This window comes from Candidatus Omnitrophota bacterium (genome assembly GCA_028716245.1).
Classification (GTDB): Bacteria; Omnitrophota; Gorgyraeia; order Gygaellales; family Profunditerraquicolaceae; genus UBA6249.
On record JAQUQW010000002.1, the window covers coordinates 13,505 to 35,167 of the forward strand.

A 21,663-nucleotide genomic window follows, 5' to 3' on the forward strand; every position below is an offset into this window, starting at 1 on the left:
AAAGGCTTAAGTCTTGGCAGCCACCCGCCATTACTCATCACGAAAGTATTCTTCTATACTTTCAAAAAAAACTTTATTCCTATTTCTTTTTTCGCCGATAATATCCTCTAACTCCAGATCATCCAGTTCATCTGAGTTGCCCGCGCTTTGCACATCGACAAACTTATCCAGCAGGTTCCCCTGCTCTAAAAACCGGGAAACCTGAGTAAACACTGAGCCGCCTCCATCCATAAAACTTCTGGGTGAGCGGTCGATGTGGGGTTTTAACAAAAATAAATTTACTTTAGCCCGGGTAGAGGCAACATAAAACAGCCGGCGTTCTTCCTCAATTTCATCCTCGGTTTCTAATGACCGATAGGAGGGCAGATGCCCTTCGGCAACATAAATTAGAAACACCGTATGCCATTCCAGGCCTTTGGCCGAATGTATTGTCGATAAGCTAAGCGGATAATCGGATTTATCCTTTTTTGCCGCTTCCACCAAAGCCCTCTCCGGAGGCTCTAAGGCCATATCCACCAGAAACTGTTCGACTGTCTTATAGCGGTCGGAAATTCTCAATAATGAATCCAGGTCATTTAAGCGCTTATTAAAATCATCGTATTTAATTTTTAATAGCGGCTGATAATAACCGAGAAATTTCTCAATAATCTTAGCCGGCCCCTCAACTTGACAATCCATGTTTTTTAATAACTCAAATAATTTCTTAAGTTCTTCGTTTTTTGGCAACACCTCTTCCGGCTTGTCTTTATCCACAATCGCCTGAATAATTTTTGCCGCGGTTTTCGGGCCGATTTTAGGGATTAATAACAAGGCGCGTAACCAGCTGACCTGATCGGCCGGATTGTAGGCAACGCGCAAATAGCTCATCAAATCTTTTATGTGGGAGGCCTCCACAAATTTCTGGCCGCCGTATTTTGCAAAAGGGATGTTTCGAGCGGCAAGTTCGACCTCTAAATCATTAGAGTGCCAGCCTGAACGAAAAAGAACGGCAATATCTTTTAAGGCCACCCCTTCCTCCCTTAATTCCAGGATTTTATCCGCCACAAAAACAGATTGCGCGTTCTCGTCGGGGCAATCAACAAAAACCGGGATATTTCCATCCTTTTTCCGGGTATAAAGGTTCTTTTCAAATTTTTCTTTAGCCTGGGCGATAACCGCGTTAGTTAAATTTAAAATCGGCTGGGTGGAACGGTAATTTTCCTCAAGGGTAATAATTTTGGTGCCTTTGAATATCCCGGGAAAATCGATAATGTTTTTAAAATTCGCCCCGCGGAAAGAATAAATACTCTGGGCATCATCCCCGACTACCATAATATTGGCATGGTCTGCTGCCAAGAGGCAGGCAATATGCGCCTGGAGCTTATTGGTGTCCTGGTACTCATCAACCATAATATATTTGTACTTGGAAGCAAGGCTTGAGCGCACGTCTTCGTGTTTGGTTAACAGGTTTTTTAAGTAGACCAGCAGGTCATCGTAATCCAAAAGCGCTTTTTGGTGTTTGTATTTATTATATTCATTGCGGATTTTTTTAATCTCTTCGGTAAATTCCATAAACTGCGGGTATTCATCATAGAGGACCTCGCCGATATCCTCGGACTTATTTACACTTTTAGAAATAGCCTCTAAAATAGCGTGTTTGCGCGGAAAACGTTTCTCGGATTTATGAAAACCCAGCTGTGTGCGCACCAAATTCACCGCGTCCTCGGCATCCGCCTGGTCAAGTATTGTAAAATTATTGTTTAAATCCAAAAGCTTGGCGTATTTTCTTAAAATCATATTGGCAAAGGAATGAAATGTGCCTCCAGAAACATTTTTACAGCGTTCATCCAAAAGTATGCTTGCCCGGCGCAGCATCTCTTCGGCTGCCCGGCGCGTAAAGGTAAGCAATAAAATATGTTCCGGCCTTATTCCCTGCTCAACCAGATAAGCAACCCGGTGCACTAAAACCCGGGTTTTGCCGCTGCCTGCTCCGGCAATAACTAAATGCGGGCCGTTGATTGATTCCACTGCTTTAAGCTGCGCGGGGTTTAATTCTTGGTGATAATCTATTTTTTTCATTTTTAAGAAAGCGTTTTCGTAAAACCCTCAAAACACCCTTGATTTTTGTCTGGTATATGGCATGCTTGGGTTACCTTTTTTTGTTAACTGAAACGGAGGATAAAGATAGCGCAAGCCATCGAGGATTATCCCCTCCAAAAAGAGCCCTAAAAATTAGGGCCCTTTTTGTTTACGGTAATACTTTAAGGCTGGTTTTTTAGGTATGCCCGGATAATCTTTTGTTCGGCGATCGGCCGGTCCTCCGCGCCAACCGGGGTATTTTCAATTTTCTGCACTACATCCAAACCCGAAACCACTTCTCCGAATATGGTGTGGCGCAGATTTAACCAGGGGGTTTTAGCGCAAGTAATAAAAAACTGGCTTCCGTTGGTATTCGGGCCGGCATTGGCCATGGCCAAAATTCCCGGGCCGTCAAATTTTGCTACCGGAGTTACTTCGTCGGCAAATGGTTTACCCCAGATTGATTCTCCCCCCATTCCGGTCCCGGTAGGGTCCCCTCCCTGAATCATAAAACCTTTAATCACCCGATGAAAAATCAAGCCGTTGTAATAACCCTTTTCCACTAATTTAGTAAAATTTTCACAGGTTTTAGGCGCGATATCAGGCATAAGCTTAAACTCGATGTTTCCCTGGTTGGTTTCTAAAACTACAGTCGTTTCAGCCATAGCAAAAATCCCTCCGCAGCAAAATGTTAAACAGATAGTTAACATGAACACCGATATTCTCATGGCAAATTACCCTCCTCTTCTTTTTGTTTATTTCCTTCAGCTGGCTTCTCTATTTTTTCTTCCGTGGGCACAACCTCTTCCGGTTTAACTTCTTCTAAAGGCTTGGCCTCTTGCGCTGGCTTAGATTCCTCTATTTGCTTAATCTCTTCCGCAGGCTTAGCTTCTTTACGCAGGCGCGCGATTTCTTCGGCAAAACTTTTTAACCGGCTTTGAACCTCTTCCAGTTCCTTTTCTAATGCGGAATACTCCTCATTTAATTTATTAAACTCCGCTTTAGGCACCCACTCGCTGATTTTTTCTTTACGGTTAAATTCGGTAATCTTAGCCAAGTGTTCATCAATATTCTTGAGCTGGCTTTCAATTTGATGTTTCTGCGCCTGGATCTGGTCTTCTTTAAGCCGGCAGGCCATTTCTTTTGTCTCAAGGGATGTTTTTAACTGCTGGATCTCCCGGGAAAAATTTACGTTTTTGGCGAATTCCCCCTCCAATTCTTTTTCTTTGGCCATGAACTTATTGCTTAAATCCGCGTTCTCCGCCTTAATCTTAACTACTTCTGCTTCTGCCTTGGCTACCCAATCCTCCCTGCGTTTTAATTCATCGGAAAACTTGCCTTCATTTTCTTTTGCCGTCGAAATTTGGGCCTTTTCCTGCGCGCATTGGTCTTTATTTTTCACCAGTTCATTTTCCAACTCAACGACCTTACGCTGCAAGCGTTGGATCCTTTGTTCTTTATTGGAATCTTCGGCGGGGACTAGCCGGTCTTGGCTTTTTTTCTTCTTGGGCAGCTGATCTTCTTGAGGCCTAAATATTTCAAAGATCGCGTAAATAACTATCACTACCCCTAAAACAACCGATACCTGCATTACTAACATCGCCATAATTTATCCTTTGCGTAATTTTTCTAACCGCTCTTTGATTTTGGCTTCATGGCCGATATCCGTCGGTTCATAGTAGCGCACTTTTTTACGCGTATATTTCTGTTTTACAAAGTGCCCGGGGTAATCGTGGCTGTATTTATACCCTAGACCATGCCCCAGCTCCTGGGCGCCACGGTAAGAAGCATCCTTGAGATAATCCGGGACCTCCTGCACTTTATTTTCTTTGATATCCGCAGTGGCTTTTTCAATCGCCAGATAACTGGCGTTTGATTTGACGGCAGAAGCAACATAAATTACCGCCTGGGCCAAAGGGATCCTGGCTTCAGGCATGCCCACAAACTCGGAGATTTGTAAAGCCGCGTTAGCCAACACTAAAGCCAGCGGGTCGGCATTGCCCACATCTTCTGCGGCTAAAATACAAACTCTGCGGGCAATAAACCTGGGGTCCTCTCCGGCATAAAGCATTTTGGCCATCCAATAGATTGCCGCGTCGGGATCGCAGCCGCGCATGGATTTAATAAATGCCGAAGCGGTATCATAATGACCGTCTTCGTCATGGTCATAAACTACCGCTTTTTTCTGTATGGATTCCTGGGCAATCTCTAAACTAAAATTAATATATCCGTCTTTGCCTGCCGGGGTAGTTAAAACTCCCAATTCCAGGGCGGCCAGGCAGCGCCGGCCATCGCCTTCGCAGCTTTTGGCTAAAAAATCAAGCGCTTTTTTATCGGCCTTGACCTTAAATTTACCCAGGCCCCTTTCCTTGTCTTTTAAGGCATTATTAATTATGTTTAATAAGTCCGCCTCCTGGAGCGCTTTTAATTCGCAGACGATCGAACGGGAAAGCAGGGCGCTGGTGAGGGAAAAATACGGATTGTGCACGGTGGCCCCGATCAATATCAGCGTCCCGTCTTCGACATCAGGCAGCAAAACATCCTGCTGCGCTTTATTAAAACGGTGGATCTCGTCGATAAAAAGGATGGTCTTCTTTTTATCTTCCCTGGCCGCTAATTTAGATGCGGCGATAACTTTTCTTAGCTCTTCGACATTAGAAGTCGTGGCGTTGATGGCCGCATAATTTGCCCGGCTGATATTAGCGATACACCAGGCCAAAGAGGTCTTTCCCGACCCCGGCGGCCCAAAAAGAATAAGCGAGCTTAGGCGGTCTGCTTCAATAGCCCGGCGCAGCAATTTATTTTTACCCAGTATATGCTCCTGGCCCAACAGCTCATCCAGGTTTGCCGGCCGCATGCGCACGGCCAGCGGCAGATTTTTATTCTGGGTATCGGTTTTGGGGGAAAATAGGTCCATAAAAAAGAATCCCCGCAAATGTGCCGTTGGAAAGATATTCTGAACCGATTTGGTTTCAGGTGGGTACCCTCTCTTCAGGCACGTATGCCTGAAGAATTGCGGGTTCCCTTGAAGATATTGTTGGTTCAACAATTATCAGTTTTCCAACGCGCACCGCAGGGATATCTAAAAGAACTCTTTATTTCTAGATGAAGTATAGCACATATTTATAACAGAATCAACCCAGCCTCCAAGACTTTCTAGCGCAATGTCAGGCCAAAACGCTCTTTCAATAAAGAGCAGATCTGGCCGTGTAAAGGATTGACCTCTTCTTCGGTCAGCGTGCGGTCATCCAGGCGGTAAATACAGGATACGGTCAGTCCTTTAAAACCTTGCGGTATTTGTTTGCCTTGATAATAATCCGTAACCTTGGCCTGCCGTAACAACGGGGCGCCTTTTGCCTCGATTGCCGAAAGCAGGGCCGCGACCGAGATTTCATTTTTAATCACAAAACTGATGTCCCTGGTAATTGCCGGGAATTTGGGAATATTGGAAAATTTTTTTTCTAAATTTATATGGCCGAATAATTTTTCTAAACTAAGCTCGGCCAAAATAACCCGCCTGTTTTTAATGTCAAAAGCATCCAGGGCTTGCCGGCTTAGCTCCAGCATAAAACCCGCAACTTCTGAACCAAGGACAATATTTATTTTATGCTCATCCTGGCGGATAAAATCAAAATTCCTGACTCCCAGCCGGTTAAACAAGGCCTCTAATATGCCTTTTAAATGCAAAAGGGTTAGCTCATCTTTAATCAATCCCTGTTTAATCAGGAAGGAATTAATTCCGCATAAGGCTATACCCAAACAAGGTTCTTCCCGGACGGAATCAGCTTCCGCGGAAAATACATCGGCTGTCTCAAAAATTTTTATAATCTCCTGCTGCTGGTCTAAATTATGCGCCAGGCAGCGGATAAGGCTGGGTAAAAGAGTCAAACGCAGGACTTCCTGCTCTTTGCTTAAAGGGTTTAAAATTTCAAGCAAATTTCTGCCGGTATTGATTCCGGATTTGCTAAGCAGGGCCCGGTCAACCAGGCTGTAAGTAATTACTTCGCGTAAACCCAAACCGCTTAATATATTCTTTACTGCGCAGGAAACATCTCTTTTATCGGTAATATTCTGGCCCGGCCTGATCGCCGGAATGGTCTGGGGAATTTTTGCATATCCATAAATCCGGGCAATCTCCTCAACCAAATCTACCGGCTCCTTAAGGTCCTGGCGAAAACCGGGGATCTTTACAATCAGGATATTTTTGGTTTTGGCTTTTACCTCCAACCCTAACCGGCTTAAGATTTGCTTAATCTTAATCACGGGGATAGCCGGGCCCAACACTTTATTGACATAAGCCGCATCCAGGCTAATTACGCGATTGGGCAACTTAAGCGCCCCTATGCTTTTGTAGGTACAAGGCTTACCAAAGGCTAGTTTTAAGATTAACTCTTGCGCGGCTAAAGAAGCAGTTTTGGCAGTTTCTAAATCCACTCCTCTTTCAAATCGATAAGCGGATTCGGACTGTAAACCCAGTTTTTGTTTTCCCCGGCGCACAAGTATAGGGTTAAATACCGCAGATTCAAGTAAGATATTGCGCGTCTTAAAAGTTACTTCGGTTTCTTTGCCTCCCATAATCCCGGCGATAGCCACCGGCTTATCTTTATCGGCAATCACTAAAATTTCCGGGCCCAATATTTTTTGTTGTCCATCGATCGTAACAATTTTTTCACCGGTTTTCCCCCGACGCACATTAATCTCTTTTTGGTTTAGAACATCCAAGTCAAAAGCATGCAGGGGATGCCCGGTTTCAAATAAAATGTAATTGGTAATATCCACAATATTGTTGACGCTGCGGCAGCCAAGAGATTCTAATCTTTGCTTAAGCCAGGCAGGAGACGACCCGACTTTAACATCGCAAATTACTCTGGCGCTGTAAAACGGGCAGTCTTTTTTATCACTAACCGAAATTTTTACCGGCAGGCAATCCTTAGCCTTTATTTTTGTCTCTTTTAGTTTGACTGTCTTAAGTTTTAAGCCGCAAATCGCGCCAACCTCCCGGGCAATCCCTAAAACGCTGAGCCAGTCCGGACGGTTTGAGGTTATTTCAATTTCAAAGATTCTATCTTTGCCCGCCTCTTCCAGGGAAACTACTTCTAAGCCTGCCATGGTCAGCTTCTCCGCCAACTGAACAGGCGCAATTTTTAAATCCACAAAATCTTTTAGCCAGCTATAAGTAACTTTCATCGTTTAAAATTGCTTTAAGAACCTTAAATCGTTTTCAAAAAATAACCTTATATCATTGATACCGTATTTTAACATGGCGATTCTTTCCACTCCCATACCAAAAGCAAACCCCGTATATTTTTTGGGATTATAGCCCACCTGCTTAAAGACATTCGGATGGATCATACCTGCTCCCAAAATCTCCAGCCACCCTTTCCTGCCGCAGACAGAACACCCCTTGCCCTTACAGATAATACAAGAGATGTCTACCTCTGCCGAGGGTTCGGTAAAAGGGAAAAAGTGGGGCCGAAAGCGCATTTTGATATCCGGCCCAAAAACGCTCTTTACAAAAAGTCCCAAAATCCCTTTTAAATCGGAAAACTTTATATTTTCATCAACCAGAAACCCTTCGATCTGATGGAACATAAAAAGGTGGCTGGCATCCACCGCGTCCGGCCGGTAGACTCTTCCGGGGACAATGACGGCTAACGGCGGTCTATGCGCCTTCATCACGCGTACCTGCACCGGAGAGGTATGGCTGCGCAAGAGAAGCTTGGAATAATTTTTCAGGTAAAAAGTGTCAAAAGCGTCGCGTGAAGGATGTTCTAATGGGATGTTTAATCCGGTAAAATTATTATATTCGGTTTCAATTTCCGGGCCCTGGACAACCGAAAAACCCATACGGGTAAATATAGAGCAAATTTCATCGATAATCCGGGTAATCGGGTGGATACCGCCCAACTCCTGGGCAATCCCGGGCATCCCCAGGTCTAAATTTTCTTTGTTTAAAACACTACCGCTATTTTTTAAAACCTTTTCTCTTTCTTCAATAAGGTTTGAGAGTTTGTTTTTTAAAGCGTTGACCTCTTTACCAAAAGCTCCGCGTTGTTCAACCGGAAGGCTGGGTATTGAACCAGTCAGCTCTGCCAACAACCCCTTCCTGCCCAGGTATTTGACCCGTACCTCTTCTAAGGCAGAGGCGGTAGTAATGGCGGCTAAATCACTTTCTATTTGCGTTTGAATAAGGTTAATATCCATATTAAAAATAGCGCTCCGCATAAAATAAGAATTAATTTTACTTTAAGAAAATCAGTTTTCTGATTAACCATCTTGCCGCCGGCCAGCTTACGTAATGTTTGAACATGGATATCCAAATCTCCGCCGTGTTCAAGGCAAGCGCGATGGAATATGCCGGTCACCTCCAAAGTATCTCCCCGGGATTTGTAGGTGCCCGTAAAGTTTATTTCTTTTGCTAAAATCCCGCTCATCCAGGCGCCGATGGCATTGTCGCCGTCATTTATATTTACCCAGGCAAATTCACCGCGGAACATTACATCGCCAATTACTTCACCGGAATAGGTAATTAACTTTCCATCATACTGCTTGGCATTTTTAAGCAGTTCACTGCTGCTTAAACCTTGGGAAAAAGCGGCCTGCGGGCCAAAAATCAAAATAAAAAGCAGGATTATTAAGAATGGCTTGAACTTGTTTTTCATTTTCCTTTTACTGCCGCTACCAGAAATCCAATTATGGCAAATACCGACATAAACTCCAAACGGCCTGCCCACATTTGTATAATATAAGTAATTTTTAGCGCTGCAGGCATAGTCGGGCTGGTAATCCCGCAGGATAATCCGACATTGGCTGCCGCCGATGTAGATTCAAAAAGTGATTCTAAAAAAGGGTAACCGTAACACATGCCTACCAGCGCTCCTAAGCCGTACAAAACAATGTAGGCCAAAGTAATCGTTAAGGCGCTCCTGACAATCTTGTCTTCCAAAAATATCTCTTTTATATGATGAAACTTTTCAATAACTATCGCCTTCTCCGGCATAATGATCCTTTTTAAATCTTCTTTCAGGGCTTTACAAATAATTCCTACGCGTAACATTTTTATACCGCCGGCAGTAGAACAAATACAGCCTCCCAAAGCCATAGCGCAGATCAAACCGAATAAAGCCAGGTTCCCCCAGTCAGTAATAAACTGTTGGGCGTAGACCGTCATATAACCGGTGGTGGTATGGGCGGAAATCAACTGAAAAAATCCTTTACGGAATAAAGCAATTGCTTGAGGGTATACTCCCAACTGATTCAAACCAATAGCTACAATAAAGAATGTCAGCATGATGCTGATAAAAAATGTCCGGCTTTCAATATTCTTGAATGTCTCTTTGCGGTTGCCCATCCACAATTGATAATGAAAATTGAAGTTTAGCGAACCGACAATCATGATGACGATGGTTATTATTTCAAAGATTAAACTGTGATAATAAAGTATATTCTGGGATTGCGGGGCAAAACCGGCGGTATCAAAACCTGCCATAAAAATACAGGCTCCATGGAAAAATGCATTTACCGGTCTTAGCCCGATGCAGATACCGGCTATGCCCAAAGCAAGGGTGCCAATGATCAAATAGGTTATGCTGATTAACCAGATAAACCGGGCAGTATGTACAACGTTGGGGAGTAACCGCTCATCCCTACCCTCGCCTACATACATCTTAAAGGCGCCACTTGTTCCTTTTAGTAAAAACGAAAGGGCGATAATGGCAATCCCCTGGCCTCCGATAAACGGCCCCAAGTGCCTCCAGAGATTATGCGCGTAAGAAAGATGGTCTAGGTTTTGCGCTAAGCTCAAGCCCGTGGTAGTAAAACCGGACATGGTCTCAAAACAGGCATCGAGAAATGATTTATAATGGCCGCTTAGATAAAGGGGGACCGCACTTAGAATCATGGCGGCAATCCAGGAAAGGCTGACCACAATCATCCCCTGCATCCAATTTAAATCCTTGTCCGTGCGGCATAATCTAGTAAACAGCAGGCCGATGATAACGGTAACCTCAACAGCAATGGCAAAATCTAAAGTGGGGTTTATCTCTCCAAAAGATAATCCGATTAAGATCGGAATAAACATGGTTATCGCCAGGCCTAAAATGATTTTGCCAAGATAAAAACCGATAATCTTTAGATCTTCCAGACGGGGTTTAAGAATCATAGCTTAACCAGAAATATTAAACAAAACAAAAAAGCTGTTAAGGTTATAAACAGGGAGTATAAAATTTCCGTAGTTATGCCGAACATAATATTTAAGGCGGGCTTAAATCTCATTGTTTTAAAGCTTCCCGGCTAAAAGATTTAAAAGCTGCGGTTCGTTGCCGATCAAAGTCAGGGCGATAACATCATCCCCGGCTTTAAGCACAGTATCTCCTTTTGGAAGGATTACCTCTTCTCCCCTGACAATAGAAACCAATACCGCGTCCTTGGGTAAATTAATATCTTTTAGCTGCTGATTAATAACCGGGGCGTCACTGGGAAGGTCAACGCGCACAATCGCCAGCTTGCCGCGTTTAAAACTCATTAGATTTACAAAGTCAGAGAAGGAGACTTCTTCTTCAATAATCTTGGCGATAATTTTGGTTGAGTCAACCGGAACATCAATGCCTAACTCGCTAAAAGTATGTTCATTATCGGGATTATTCACCCGGCCGACCGTACGCTGGATGCTAAATTTTTCTTTGGCCAACTGGCAAATAACCAGATTATCTTCATCATCGCCGGTCACTGCGGCCACCACATCAGCGCGTTGAATTCCGGCCTCCTCCAGTATTTTTGGGTCGCACCCGTCGCCATTAACTACCAATATTTCAAGCTCTTTGGCGATCTCTTCGCAGATCTGACGGTCTTTGTCAATAATACTCACCGTGTGTTTGCCCTGATAAAGCCTCTTTGCCAAAAAATAACCTACTTTACCTGCCCCGACAATCAAAATATACATAACTATTTTCCCTTCAGGTGAAACTTTTCCCGGACTTCTTTAAGGCTGGAGACCTTGACTACACCCATTAAGACATCTTTATCTTTTAAAACAGTTTTTGGCTCAGGGATAATAACCCCCTGCATCCTGCGCAGGGCAACCACGATAAAATCTCCCGGGATATTTATATCTTGAATGGTTTTACCTACCAAACTATCCTTTACCTCAATTTCAATAACCCCTAAATCCTTGGATTCGATTAAATAGCTGGAAAACCTGCTTTCAATAATCTTATCCCTAAGCATGGCGGAAAATAACATTGTTCCGCTGATAATATCCAAACCGAGGGCCGCGTAAATATGCGCGCGCTGCGGGTCATAAATGCGGGCAAAAACCTTGGGCACGCGGAAGATCTTTTTCGCTACCTGAGCGCTGATTAAATTAGTATTATCTCCGTTGGCTACCGCGCAAAAAGCATCCGCCTTCTCAATCCCGACCTGCCTTAAAAGGGCTAAGTCAAAACCGTTGCCGACCATGGTCAGGCCATTAAAAGTATCCCCGAGGCGGTTAAAAGATTCCCGCGATTTATCGATAATCACCACGTCGTGGCCTTCCCCGGACAAAAGTTTAGCCAGCTCTGAGCCTACCCTGCCGCAGCCCACAATGATTACATGCATAAGAACCTCTATTTCTTAACTATATCCACCAGCTTTTTAAAAGCGTGGTTATCCCTTACCGCTAAATCCGCCAGGATCTTACGATCCAGGTTAATTTTGGATTTCTTTAGCCCGCTCATAAATACGCTATAAGTAATCCCAACCTCCCTGCAAGCCGCGTTAATCCGCGCGATCCAGAGACTGCGAATTTCCCGTTTTTTATTCCGGCGGTCCCGGTAAGCATATTTAAGCGCGTGCATCAGGACTCTTTTTGCCTGCTGATATTGTTTGCTGCGATCGCCCCAGAATCCCTTAGCTTGCTTTAGAACCTTCTTTTTTCTTTTACGCGTTGCTACACTGTGTTTAGCCTTTGCCATTATTTTCTCCTTTAAAATCTATCCATACGGTAACATGGATTTAATAAACCTAACCTCTTTTTTACCGCTCAGCGTCCTGCGCCTCTTTAAATTCCTGATCTTTTTTGTTTTTTTAGATGAAGCCAGATGGCTTTTACCACCGGCTGAATATCTAACTTTGCCTCTCTTGCTAAGTTTAAAGCGTTTGGCTACTCCTCTTTTTGTTTTTAATTTTCCCATTTTATCTCCCTTATTATACCTTATTTCGGGGCAATCACAAAAGACATAATTCTGCCTTCCAGTGATGGCGCCTTCTCTACCTGTCCATCGCCCTGTGTTGCTGCGATAAATTTATCTAAAACATTCCTTCCCAGATCCACATGCTCCATCTGCCTGCCGCGGAAGAAAAGGTTGACTCTGACTTTATCTTTTTTCTTCAAAAAACTTACCACCTGCTTAACCTTGGTTTCGAAATCATGCTCATCGATATTGGGCTTAAGCCGGATTTCTTTTAAACGCCCCTGTTTTTGATGCTTTTTGGACTCGCGTTCCTTCTTCTCAAGGTCATATTTAAATTTACTGAATTCAATAATCCGGCAAACCGGCGGAGTAGCCGCGGGGGCAACCTCGACTAAATCCAGTTCGTGTTGATTGGCAATCTCGATTGCCCTCTGCACCGACATTACTCCTAATTGGCCCCCATCATGGCCGATGACCCTGACCTGCGGGGAACTAATCCTGTCATTAATCCGAATGAACTTTTTTATAGCGTCCTCTCTTTCTATTTATGTTCCTGAATCCGGTTAATTAATTCCTCGATAAATTTATCTACTGCAACCGCTCCTTGCTGGCCGCTTCCTTTTTTGCGCACGCTTACCTGCTCCTGTTTTGCTTCACGCTCGCCGATAATTAAACAATAGGGAATTTTATTTAGTTCGGCTTCGCGGATTTTTTTATCCAGAGTTTCATTACGCGTATCCAGTTCAACGCGCAGATTATTGCCTTCCAGTTTGCTCTTTACCGTCTGGGTATAAGGAAGAACGGTTTCTTTAAGCGGAATTAATAAAACCTGGCAAGGGCTTAACCATAAAGGAAGCTCCCCCTTGTAATGTTCGATAAGGGCGCCGATAAAACGCTCTAAGCTGCCCAATAGAACACGGTGGAGCATGATCGGTTGTTTTTCTTTACCGTCGCTATCAATATAAGCTAAATCAAATCTTTTAGGCAGCGCAAAGTCGCATTGGATAGTCGCGCACTGCCAGGTCCTTTTCAATGCGTCTTTTAATTTTATATCAATCTTCGGGCCGTAAAACGCGCCGTCCCCCTGATTAATCTCATAAGCTATGCCTTTTTCTTTTAAAGCATCCTTTAAGGCTGCGGTGGCCTTCTGCCAGTCATCGTCTGAGCCAATATATTTTTCCGGCTGCGTGCTTAACTCCACACCCCACTCCTGGAAACCAAACACCTTCATTGTTTCAAAAACAAAATCGATAATCTTTTTAATCTCATCTCGAAGCTGCTCCGGCAAACAAAATATATGCGCGTCATCTTGAGTAAATCCGCGTACCCGCAATAGTCCGTGTAAAACTCCCGCTTTTTCCCGGCGATAAACCGTGCCCAATTCGAATAAACGGACGGGTAAATCTTTATAGCTCCTAGTTTTTGATTTATAAATCAAAATATGACCCGGACAATTCATCGGTTTTAAAACAAATTCTTTGCCTTCGGTAATAAAAGAATACATGTTTTCTTTGTAATACTCATAATGACCGCTGGTTTTCCAGAGGGCGGCATCCATAATATGCGGAGTAATTACTATCTGGTATCCGCGTTTTAAATGCTCTTTTTGCTCATAATCCTCGATGATCGTACGCAAAAGTGCTCCCTTGGGATGATAAAAAACCAGGCCCGCCCCGGCCTGCTCGTGATAAATATCAAAGAACCCTAGCTGCGGCCCCAGTTTCCGGTGGTCGCGCAGTTTCGCTTCCTCTAAATTTTTTAAATACTCATCCAGCTCTTTTTGCGAATTAAAACAAGTGCCGTAAATCCTCTGCAGCATAGGATTGGTTTCAATCCCGTGCCAATAAGCCCCGGCTACCGAGAGCAGCTTAAAAGCCTTGATCTCTCCGGTAGATTTTAGATGCGGCCCGCGGCAAAGATCCAAAAAAGCTTGGCCGGTTTTATAAATAGAAACCGTCTGGCCCGCTAAATCCTGAATAAGCTGGACCTTATAATCTTCTTTTAGCTGTTTAAATAATTTGATTGCCTGGGCCTTATTTAATTCTTCGCGTAAAAAAGGGTCATTTTTTGCGATAATCTGGCGCATCTTCTTTTCAATCGCCAACAGATCCTCGTCGCTAAAAGGCTCCTGCTTATCAAAATCATAATAAAATCCGTCTTCAATTGCCGGGCCAATGGCTAATTTTACCTCTGGCCAAAGCTCCTTTACCGCCTGCGCCAGAACATGGGAACACGAATGCCTTAAAGTAGATAGATCCATATTTTATACTTTATAAAAAAGTTTAATTGGGCCCAAGTGGACTTGAACCACTGACCTTTGCGATGTCAACGCAACGCTCTAACCAACTGAGCTATGAGCCCCGGCACAATAATATTTTATTTAGTGGGCAAGAAGGGAGTCGGACCCTTACGACCTTGCGGCCAACAGATTTTAAGTCTGTCGTGTATGCCATTCCACCACTTGCCCGAAATATTAGGCGACGAGCGGAATTGAACCGCTGAATAGTTGTTTTGCAGACAACTGCCTTACCACTTGGCTACGTCGCCAAAAATTATAATATTTTTTTCACCTGTTTGACAATCTCTTCAGTATCCGCTAAACAGCCTATCCCCGCCGCCCCGCAGGCAAGCAGGCCGCTAGCCGGGGCAATAAATTTATAGTCGCAGGATTTTAATTTCGCGATATTGCTTTGGGTAACTTTATTTTTGTACATATTCTCATTCATTGCCGGAGCAATTAAAACCTTGGCTTTGCTCGCGCAGACCGTGCAGGTTAAAAGATCGTCGCAGATGCCGCAGGCAAGCTTGGCGATGATATTGGCGGTTGCCGGAGCAATCAAAATTAAATCCGCTTTTTCCGCCAAGGATATATGCTCAATCTCCCAGGCATCCTGCTCTTCAAATATCGCCCCCCGATAAACCCGGTTACCGCTCAAGGCTTGAAAAACAATCGGTTTAATCAATTCTTCCGCTTCTTTAGTCATAACCACATTGACGATAAAACCGCGTTTTTTGAGCATCCGGACCAGCTCGCAGGCTTTATAAATAGCAATGCTGGCAGTTACGCCTAAAATAATATTCTTTCCCGATTTGGTCATTATTCTTTTGCTTTTAGTTTTCTGGCTTCAATCTTGCCCGCCCCAATTTCATGTAAAGCCACGCTGGAGGGCTTGACTGAAGCATCATCGGCAACTAATTTTGGCTGGCCTTCGGCAATCTCTAAAGCCCTTTTAGAGGCTAAAATTACCAGTTTATAAATTGACCCCATACTCTTGTCTAATAATTGCTCCCTGCCCTGATAATCCATCTCTACCCCCGAAAGTAAAATGTTAAGCGTTGATCTCTTGTAAAAATATATCTTTTATCTCTTTGAGTGCAATTTGCAGATTTTGATTCAGGACGCAGTAGTCAAAACCAGAAGCTGCCAATAACTCCCTGCGCGCCAGGCGGATGCGCTGGGCTACCTCTTTTTTATTAGTCTTACTGCAGCGGTTTTCGATCCTGGCCTTAAGCACATTAAGCGAAGGCGGCAAAACAAAAACCGTTACCGTGTTTTTAGGATATATTTTTTTAAGAATCCTGGCGCCCTTAAGATCTAAACATAAACCAAGGTTTCTGCCGCTTTTAAGCCGGCTCTCCAGCGGCTCCCTGAGCGTTCCGTAATAATAGCCCAAATACCTGGTCCATTCAAGAATTTTTTTTGTTTTTAAGAGCCGGCGAAACTCTGCTGTGGTAACAAAAAAATAGTCCTTACCCTGCCTTTCTCCTGAACGCTTGGGGCGGGTGGTAACCGAGCACGACTTTGCAAGCAGCTTGCCTATTTTTTTATCTTGGATTAAGCTGGTCAGAAGGGTGGTTTTGCCGGAGCCTGATGGCCCGCAGATAACAAAAATTTTTCCCGGCTCATTTTGTCTTTTATCGGCTTTCACTACTCTATATTCTGTACCTGTTCGCGGATCTTCTCAATCTGGCTTTTCATCTGTACGGCCCGCCCCGAAATAACCAGGTCAAATGATTTTGCCGCCAAGGTGTTGGCCTCCCGCTGCATCTCCTGAGTGATAAAATCTAACTCTTTGCCAACCACGCCGCCCTTGATAATCTTTTGCTGAAAATTCTTGATGTGAAAATTCAGGCGGTCGATCTCTTCGGCGATATCCGCCCCTTTTAAAAAAGCCAGGCGCTCTTCTTGGAGTGAGATCTTATTAAGCCTGTTTTTTATCGCCACTGTAAAACGCTGCTTAATAAAAACTAAATCTTTCTTTAACCGCTGGCTTCTGCTTTTTAATAAACAGGCCAGGGCGCTGCCTTCCTTATGCCGGGCGCTCAACAATCCTGTAAGTGCTTGCAAAAATATGGGTTTAAGCTGTTCCCAAATATGCCCGCCTGCGGACTTATTTTCTTTTAGCGACAAAATCCCCGGCAGCCGGATTAAAGAATCCAGGCTTAGGCTGTCGTTAATCTTGAATTCTTTCTTGATGCTATTCAGCTGGTGCAAATAATTTTTAAGCAGCTTGCGGTTTACAAATATCCCCTGGGCCAGCTGCTCTCTTATGTTGATGGCGCAATAAATCCTGCCCCGGCTGATTCTACCCTCGATTTCTTTTTTGAGCTTGTCTTCCAAAGAAATCCATCCGTCGGGTAAATTAAAAACACTTTCCAAAAATTTATGGTTGGTGCATCTTAATTCCACGCTGATCCTGCCGACGGAATTAATCTCAATCTCGTGGCTGCCAAAACCGGTCATACTGCTGATCGTTTTTCCCATTTTTAAGCCCAAACCCTGTGCTTAAATTCTTTCTGCACTATATTTTTTGTGGTATAAAGATCGACGATAATCTCGTCGGGCCTAAACCAGAGCTTGATTTCTCTTTCGGCTTCGGAATCATTGGATGAAACATGGATTACGTTTTCATAAACTCCGCTGGTGGTAATCCTGCCGTAAGAACCGCGGATGGAAGTTGACTCCGCTTCTTCGGGGTTGGTCGAGCCGGCTAAATCCCGGCATTTCTTTATCGCATCATTACCCCAATAAACCAAGGCCATAACTTTCTTGCGGTCATGCAGCTCTCCCTGTAAATATTTAATAATCTCGCCAAAGAAAGGCTTATCTTTTAAGTGCTGGTAATGATCCTCGGCCAGCGCTTTTGATACGCGCACCATTTTTGCGGCCACAATTTCAAGTTTAGTTTCGGATAACCGCGTAAGAATATTACCGGTCAAAGATTTCTTCAGCCCGTCGGGTTTAATTAAAATTAAGACTGCCTGGCCCATTATCTATTTTCCTCCTTGTCTACGAAGACAACACCCGCGCAATATCGCTAAGCGCGGGGTGCCCCTTTAATTACATTGACTATGCGTTGTAAATCTTCCTGTGAATAAAATTCGATATTAATGTGCCCGCGTTTTTTTCGCTTACTGATTCTGACTTTAGTGGCCAAGGCATGCTGCAGTTGCTCTTCCAGGACCGCCACTATCGGTTCACGCTGGCCTAGTCCAATATTTCTTTTTATTGATTTGGGCCGCTTACTTTTAATCAAGTTCTCCAACTCTCGTACTGAAAGCCCCTTAGAAATAATATCCTGGGTGAGCCTGCGCTGATCGTTAGCATCTTCAATCTCAAGCAGGGCGCGGCCATGGGCAAAACTAATCCGGCCTTTTTTCATCTCCTCCTGAATTTCATGCGGGAGTTTGAGTAAACGCAGGGTATTGGTAATCGAAACCCTGGCCTTCCCTAAAACCTCACTGATTTTCTCCTGGCTAACCTGAAATTTATCAATCAGGTGTTGATAGGCATGCGCTTCTTCAATGGGATTCAATCCTTCTCTTTGGATATTTTCAATTAAAGCCAATTCCAGAGAGTCCTGATCATTTACATCACGGACAATAATTGGTATATCTTTGAGCCCCAATGAGTTAGCTGCACGTAACCTTCTTTCTCCGGCAATTAATTCATAATTGTCGCCTTTGCACCTGACTAAAAGCGGCTGGATAACACCTTTCTCTTTGATTGACTGAGCCAGCTCTTCAATACTCTGTGGATCAAAGTCTTCGCGCGGTTGAAATGGATTTGGTTTTATTTGTCCAGACTGGACATAAATAACTTCTTCTTTATGCACTGTGTTATCAACTACTTTCTCGGGAATTAACGCTGCCAAGCCTTTTCCTAAAGCTCTTCTCTCCATAAACCGCTCCTTTTGCCCACAAGGGCATACCCGCGCAATTTGCGCTACCTAGCGCACACCGACGCAATACTTATTAGCGTCGGGTGCCAATGCTAAGTGCGGGGTGTTGGAATTTGTGAATTTACCGGTAAACCTAAAATTTCTTTACTCAGCTCTTCGTACTTCTGAGCCCCCAGAGAATCCTTATCATACAAAGCAATGGGCTTACCAAAACTTGGTGCCTCAGTTAGGCGGATGTTTCTAGGGATTACTGTATTATAAACTTTATCTTTAAAATGATTGCGTGCCTCTTGAATAACTTCTTTGGTAAGGTTGGTGCGAAAATCTGCCATGGTTAAAAGCACTCCTTCGACACTTAGAGCAGGATTAAGATTTTCTTTCACAAGCCTAATAGTGTTATGTAGTTGCGTTAATCCTTCTAAAGCATAATATTCACATTGGACCGGAATGATTACGGAGTCAGCAGCGCATAATCCATTAATTGTTAGCAACCCTAAAGAAGGCGGGGAATCGATAATCATAAAATCATAATTATTTTTTTCAATTTGCAGGGCCCTCTTTAATCTATATTCCCGACCCAATGCCCCGACTAGTTCTACTTCTGCGCCGGTTAAATCTAAATTCGAAGGGGCCAATACTAGATTATCAATTGCGGTTTTTTGTAAAATATCGGCGAGTCTTGCTTCTTCGAGTAAAATATGGTAGGTACTTTTTTTAATGTCATGCTTGTTTATGCCAATACCGCTGGTAGCATTGGCCTGAGGATCCAAATCAATGAGCATAACCTTCTTGCCGGCCATCGCCAGATAGGCTGTGAGGTTAATTGAAGTAGTGGTTTTTCCTACCCCGCCTTTTTGATTGCAGATTGCGATTATTTTACCCATTGATATTATTATAGTTACGTTTAGTTCCCCGAGGAACCCCGTCTTTTAACTAAATAAATTATCTCAGAACTAAAATAGTTGTCAAGTGTTTTCTTGGCCCGGAATCACGCTTACGCGTACCTTCGCCGGCTTAGCTCCGGCCATGCCAAAAAGGCCTTTTTTCTCCTCGGACAAGCTCTCAATCTTAACCTGGCTGCGTGGTAGTTTTAATTCTTTCAGGGCTTTTTCAATCGCCTCTTCCACGGTTTTGCCTTCAGATTCTACATATTTCACTTTTTTCATTTTTGAATATTGATACGAAATTGGTAGCCCAGCATCAATATACTGTTTACAAACCAATAAAGCACTAACCCTGATGGCATTTGATAGAAAATCACACCAAACATGATTGGCATAATAATGGACATCATCTTCTGCTGCTGAGCAGCTTCTCCAGATACTTTCCCCATAGATATCTTCTGCTGTACAAACATACCGATAGCCATTAGAATTGGCAGGATATTCAATTGATTACCCAAGAAAGGTATTGAATTTTTAAAGACAAAAAGCTTATCCGGTGAAGATAAATCCTTAATCCACCAGAAATGCGCTCCTCTTAAAGCTACTGAACGGATCAATGCTTGATAAAGGGCAAAGAATATGGGCATTTGCAATAAAAGCGGCAGACAACCACTTAGAGGGTTAACCTTGTGCTCTTTATAAAGTTGCATTATTTCTTTATTTAATCTTTGTGGGTTATCTTTAAACTCTTTACGCAAAGCTTCAATTTTAGGTTGTAAAACCTGCATCTCTTTCATCGAACGCATTTGCTTAATGGACAAAGGGAATAACAGAAGATAAACCGCAATACTTAAAATAATTATGGCCCAACCCCAATTGTGCACCAAGCCATAGAAGAATCCAAGTAACTGCAATAGCAGTTGGGCAATAAAATCAAAGGTGCCAAAATAAATAATCGCTGTCCATTCTGGATTAATACTGTTTAATATGTTCAAATCTTGAGGGCCCAAATAAATACGATACGAATGTCCAATCTGAGCTCCAGGCTTTAAAGTTATCTCATTTATAAATAATCCAATTTCGGATTCCTGAGGATTGATTTTCTTAATATAAGCACTGGCTACCGCATCAACAGGTTCAACAATGGCGCAAAAATACTGATCGCGCAATCCCATAAATTGTACATTCTGGCTGCTGGAATCTTTTCCAGCCGAAAGATGGACAGTCTTTTCCTTTCCTCCGAGAACGACATCTTGATAGCGCGCCTGAGGATTTTTGGCGGATAAATCCAAGCGACCTAAAACTAATTGTGAATTTAACACCAAAGGAAAAGGGGATAAATTTTGAATCTTAATTACTAACTCTATGGTATAACTATTGTTAGGAATAATAAATTTCTTAATAACCCGCTTGTCTTGATCTTCATGGATAAAAGTAATGCTGTCTTTGGTTATGCTTTGTTGTCTAAAAATAAGGTTGCTATCGCTAAGAAAACCGACCTTAAGCGGCAGCCGGTGCTCGAGATTATTCTTAAAAATTACCTCTAAAATAGCGGCTCTCTCCGGATTAAAAATGATTTCGCGTCTATCTTGAGTGAATTTTACGGTTTCTTTTATCGACTCCGTAAAGGGGAGGGTGGCAACTGCAGGCTGAAGAGTAGAAGAATGACCTTGCGGCAATGCTTGTAACTGCGCGCTAGATGCGGTAACTCCTTTATTATCAACTGGTTGCGGTTTGGGCATTAAAGCTGACCAACTCAATAAAACTAAAAGCGACAAAGCAATAGCTAAAACTAAACGTTTTTCCATAAATTTTATATTAAGGGATCATAACCTGACCGCCCAGAAAAAGGATGGCAGTGCAATATTCTGATTAGCCCCTTTAATACTCCTTTAATTAATCCGTATTTTAAAATTGCCTGCTTTGTATATTCAGAACAGCTGGGTTCAAAACGGCAACAGACCGGAATAGCCGGCCTTAAATATTTCTGGTATAGCGCTATTAACGCAAGCATCGGGCGGTTTAGCTTCAGACGCAAAGGCGTTGTCTGCCCTTGCTCCGTCGACGAGCCAAAAGCTTGCGTCCGGATTTAGAGGCCATTTTACTGCGGAACCCGTGGCGTTTTTTACCGACAATATTTGTGGGTGTCTTTAAATTCTTTTTCATTTGGAATCTCCCTTTTTATGAAATTGATTTTGTGAATTGTAACACACATTTATTCGCAGGTCAAGTTTTTTATTGACGCTTCAACATATTACTGTATAATAACTCACGTTTATCTTTTTTGCTTGCAAGGATTTTGCGCTCTGTTATAATAGCGGTGTTTAAAGAAAATTTGGTCGCCTGTTTTATCCACAGATTTATGCA

25 protein-coding genes, 3 tRNA genes and 1 other RNA gene are annotated in these 21,663 nt (G+C 43.3%); all 29 read right to left on the bottom strand.

What is annotated here, in order from left to right:
- Nucleotides 1-30: 30 nt before the first annotated feature.
- On the bottom strand, nucleotides 31-2,058 hold the full coding sequence (locus PHG87_03520; GenBank protein MDD5477263.1) for an ATP-dependent helicase: 2,028 nt from the start codon (nucleotides 2,056-2,058) through the stop codon (nucleotides 31-33).
- Nucleotides 2,059-2,240: 182 nt separating this feature from the next.
- On the bottom strand, nucleotides 2,241-2,723 hold the full coding sequence (locus tag PHG87_03525) for a peptidylprolyl isomerase (protein MDD5477264.1): 483 nt from the start codon (nucleotides 2,721-2,723) through the stop codon (nucleotides 2,241-2,243).
- 59 nt (nucleotides 2,724-2,782) lie between these two features.
- Entirely contained in the window at nucleotides 2,783-3,664 is an 882-nt protein-coding gene (locus tag PHG87_03530) for a hypothetical protein (GenBank protein ID MDD5477265.1), read from the bottom strand.
- A gap of 3 nt (nucleotides 3,665-3,667) precedes the next feature.
- A complete protein-coding gene (locus tag PHG87_03535; GenBank protein ID MDD5477266.1) occupies nucleotides 3,668-4,975 on the bottom strand; it encodes a replication-associated recombination protein A in 1,308 nt (435 codons plus the stop codon).
- A 5-nt stretch (nucleotides 4,976-4,980) separates the two neighbouring features.
- Nucleotides 4,981-5,140: non-coding RNA, 6S RNA (gene ssrS / locus PHG87_03540), on the bottom strand.
- Between the two features lie 74 nt (nucleotides 5,141-5,214).
- Entirely contained in the window at nucleotides 5,215-7,245 is a 2,031-nt protein-coding gene (gene pheT / locus PHG87_03545) for a phenylalanine--tRNA ligase subunit beta (GenBank protein ID MDD5477267.1), read from the bottom strand.
- A gap of 3 nt (nucleotides 7,246-7,248) precedes the next feature.
- Nucleotides 7,249-8,262: a phenylalanine--tRNA ligase subunit alpha gene (gene pheS, locus PHG87_03550; protein ID MDD5477268.1), complete on the bottom strand. Its 1,014-nt coding sequence runs from the start codon at nucleotides 8,260-8,262 to the stop codon at nucleotides 7,249-7,251.
- Nucleotides 8,232-8,720 (bottom strand): DNA-binding protein, encoded by a 489-nt coding sequence (locus PHG87_03555; GenBank protein MDD5477269.1) that lies wholly within the window; start codon nucleotides 8,718-8,720, stop codon nucleotides 8,232-8,234. The genes pheS and PHG87_03555 overlap by 31 nt, the downstream gene beginning before the upstream one ends.
- A complete protein-coding gene (locus PHG87_03560; protein ID MDD5477270.1) occupies nucleotides 8,717-10,219 on the bottom strand; it encodes a TrkH family potassium uptake protein in 1,503 nt (500 codons plus the stop codon). The genes PHG87_03555 and PHG87_03560 overlap by 4 nt, the downstream gene beginning before the upstream one ends.
- 117 nt (nucleotides 10,220-10,336) lie before the next feature.
- Nucleotides 10,337-10,999 (bottom strand): NAD-binding protein, encoded by a 663-nt coding sequence (locus tag PHG87_03565; protein ID MDD5477271.1) that lies wholly within the window; start codon nucleotides 10,997-10,999, stop codon nucleotides 10,337-10,339.
- Between the two features lie 2 nt (nucleotides 11,000-11,001).
- Nucleotides 11,002-11,655 (bottom strand): TrkA family potassium uptake protein, encoded by a 654-nt coding sequence (locus tag PHG87_03570; GenBank protein MDD5477272.1) that lies wholly within the window; start codon nucleotides 11,653-11,655, stop codon nucleotides 11,002-11,004.
- 8 nt (nucleotides 11,656-11,663) lie between these two features.
- Nucleotides 11,664-12,011 carry a 50S ribosomal protein L20 gene (rplT, locus tag PHG87_03575; protein MDD5477273.1) on the bottom strand — a complete coding sequence of 116 codons (348 nt, stop codon included), beginning with the start codon at nucleotides 12,009-12,011 and terminating at the stop codon, nucleotides 11,664-11,666.
- Between the two features lie 18 nt (nucleotides 12,012-12,029).
- Nucleotides 12,030-12,230: a 50S ribosomal protein L35 gene (gene rpmI, locus PHG87_03580; protein MDD5477274.1), complete on the bottom strand. Its 201-nt coding sequence runs from the start codon at nucleotides 12,228-12,230 to the stop codon at nucleotides 12,030-12,032.
- A gap of 20 nt (nucleotides 12,231-12,250) precedes the next feature.
- Nucleotides 12,251-12,745, bottom strand: a complete 495-nt coding sequence (gene infC / locus PHG87_03585; protein ID MDD5477275.1) for a translation initiation factor IF-3 — start codon at nucleotides 12,743-12,745, stop codon at nucleotides 12,251-12,253.
- 26 nt (nucleotides 12,746-12,771) lie between these two features.
- A complete protein-coding gene (thrS, locus tag PHG87_03590; protein MDD5477276.1) occupies nucleotides 12,772-14,490 on the bottom strand; it encodes a threonine--tRNA ligase in 1,719 nt (572 codons plus the stop codon).
- A gap of 27 nt (nucleotides 14,491-14,517) precedes the next feature.
- Nucleotides 14,518-14,591, bottom strand: a tRNA-Val gene (locus PHG87_03595).
- A 23-nt stretch (nucleotides 14,592-14,614) separates the two neighbouring features.
- Nucleotides 14,615-14,697: transfer RNA gene (locus PHG87_03600), tRNA-Leu, on the bottom strand.
- Between the two features lie 8 nt (nucleotides 14,698-14,705).
- Nucleotides 14,706-14,777, bottom strand: a tRNA-Cys gene (locus tag PHG87_03605).
- Between the two features lie 5 nt (nucleotides 14,778-14,782).
- Complete coding sequence (locus PHG87_03610; GenBank protein ID MDD5477277.1) at nucleotides 14,783-15,328, bottom strand: flavoprotein; 546 nt, start codon at nucleotides 15,326-15,328, stop codon at nucleotides 14,783-14,785.
- Nucleotides 15,328-15,537, bottom strand: coding sequence for a DNA-directed RNA polymerase subunit omega (rpoZ, locus tag PHG87_03615; GenBank protein ID MDD5477278.1), 210 nt, complete (start codon nucleotides 15,535-15,537; stop codon nucleotides 15,328-15,330). The genes PHG87_03610 and rpoZ overlap by 1 nt, the downstream gene beginning before the upstream one ends.
- A gap of 22 nt (nucleotides 15,538-15,559) precedes the next feature.
- The gene (gmk, locus tag PHG87_03620; protein ID MDD5477279.1) at nucleotides 15,560-16,159 is read right to left on the bottom strand and encodes a guanylate kinase; all 600 of its coding nucleotides are present in this window, start codon (nucleotides 16,157-16,159) and stop codon (nucleotides 15,560-15,562) included.
- Complete coding sequence (locus PHG87_03625; protein MDD5477280.1) at nucleotides 16,159-16,995, bottom strand: YicC family protein; 837 nt, start codon at nucleotides 16,993-16,995, stop codon at nucleotides 16,159-16,161. Before PHG87_03625 ends, gmk begins: the two co-directional genes overlap by 1 nt.
- A gap of 2 nt (nucleotides 16,996-16,997) precedes the next feature.
- On the bottom strand, nucleotides 16,998-17,501 hold the full coding sequence (locus PHG87_03630; protein MDD5477281.1) for a nucleoside-diphosphate kinase: 504 nt from the start codon (nucleotides 17,499-17,501) through the stop codon (nucleotides 16,998-17,000).
- 47 nt (nucleotides 17,502-17,548) lie between these two features.
- The gene (locus tag PHG87_03635; protein MDD5477282.1) at nucleotides 17,549-18,412 is read right to left on the bottom strand and encodes a ParB/RepB/Spo0J family partition protein; all 864 of its coding nucleotides are present in this window, start codon (nucleotides 18,410-18,412) and stop codon (nucleotides 17,549-17,551) included.
- A gap of 92 nt (nucleotides 18,413-18,504) precedes the next feature.
- On the bottom strand, nucleotides 18,505-19,296 hold the full coding sequence (locus PHG87_03640) for an AAA family ATPase (GenBank protein MDD5477283.1): 792 nt from the start codon (nucleotides 19,294-19,296) through the stop codon (nucleotides 18,505-18,507).
- Nucleotides 19,297-19,377: 81 nt separating this feature from the next.
- A complete protein-coding gene (locus PHG87_03645; protein MDD5477284.1) occupies nucleotides 19,378-19,578 on the bottom strand; it encodes a Jag N-terminal domain-containing protein in 201 nt (66 codons plus the stop codon).
- Nucleotides 19,575-21,104: a membrane protein insertase YidC gene (gene yidC, locus PHG87_03650; protein MDD5477285.1), complete on the bottom strand. Its 1,530-nt coding sequence runs from the start codon at nucleotides 21,102-21,104 to the stop codon at nucleotides 19,575-19,577. Before yidC ends, PHG87_03645 begins: the two co-directional genes overlap by 4 nt.
- 5 nt (nucleotides 21,105-21,109) lie before the next feature.
- Nucleotides 21,110-21,310 carry a membrane protein insertion efficiency factor YidD gene (gene yidD / locus PHG87_03655; GenBank protein MDD5477286.1) on the bottom strand — a complete coding sequence of 67 codons (201 nt, stop codon included), beginning with the start codon at nucleotides 21,308-21,310 and terminating at the stop codon, nucleotides 21,110-21,112.
- 14 nt (nucleotides 21,311-21,324) lie between these two features.
- Nucleotides 21,325-21,462 (bottom strand): 50S ribosomal protein L34, encoded by a 138-nt coding sequence (gene rpmH, locus PHG87_03660; protein ID MDD5477287.1) that lies wholly within the window; start codon nucleotides 21,460-21,462, stop codon nucleotides 21,325-21,327.
- Nucleotides 21,463-21,663 lie beyond the last annotated feature (201 nt).